This is a genomic window from Vibrio sp. 1402 (assembly GCF_033340275.1).
The window spans coordinates 1-707 of sequence record NZ_JAWOWE010000272.1; the positions used below are offsets into that span (position 1 = coordinate 1).

General features: G+C 50.1%; 1 protein-coding gene. It reads right to left on the reverse strand.

Annotation, left to right across the window (positions count from 1 at the left end):
- Positions 1–13: 13 nt before the first annotated feature.
- Positions 14–707, reverse strand: a 694-nt coding sequence (locus tag R7044_RS25515) for an SPOR domain-containing protein (protein ID WP_225456033.1), incomplete at its 5' end; no start/stop codon positions are given.

A 707-nucleotide genomic window follows, 5' to 3' on the forward strand; every position in this document is an offset into this window, starting at 1 on the left:
GGATGAACAACCGCTACTTCACACACATCACATTCAACAACGACGTGCCGGTTAACTGATTTGGTTCTCGATCGGCAAACAAGCCTTTCTTATCTTTACCCCAATACGGCAATTGCAGCGGCCATTTGTTCTTCTCCATCACACCAGAATCTCGCAACGCTTTAAATTCAGTCGCCGTGGCGAGCGACATGCCCAACTGCTGACAAGTCTGTTGCGAGCTTTCGTAGTTGAGTCGATTCCACGGCTTACCATATTCCATATAAAACTGATTATCTAACAGGTAAGGCACGACATACGTTTTGCCATGTAGAGACGCTCGCAAGCGCACTTCCACCTCTCCATTGCCTTTTACGCTCGGTGCTGGTTTTGCTTTCGCTACCGGTTTTGTTGTCGTGCTCGGTTTCGGCTCTTTTGCCGTAACTGGCTGCGCTGTCGTTTTTGTCGCAGAAGCTTTAAACGCCTCGGTATCTGGACGACTGGTCACGACTGGCGCAACAGGCTTCGGTGCGACGTTTGGTTTGGCGACAGGAGTCGGCTTTGATGACGGCTGCGTTTGCTTCACGGTGTTGCCACTCCCTTTGCCAACCGCACGAATAAATGCCTCGCGATAGTTCGACAAGGTTTTGACTCCTCGCAAATCAGCAGACGCTTTAGAAAATTCTGTATAAGGCCCAATAAGACAACGATAGCCCTTTGCTTCGGGCTTC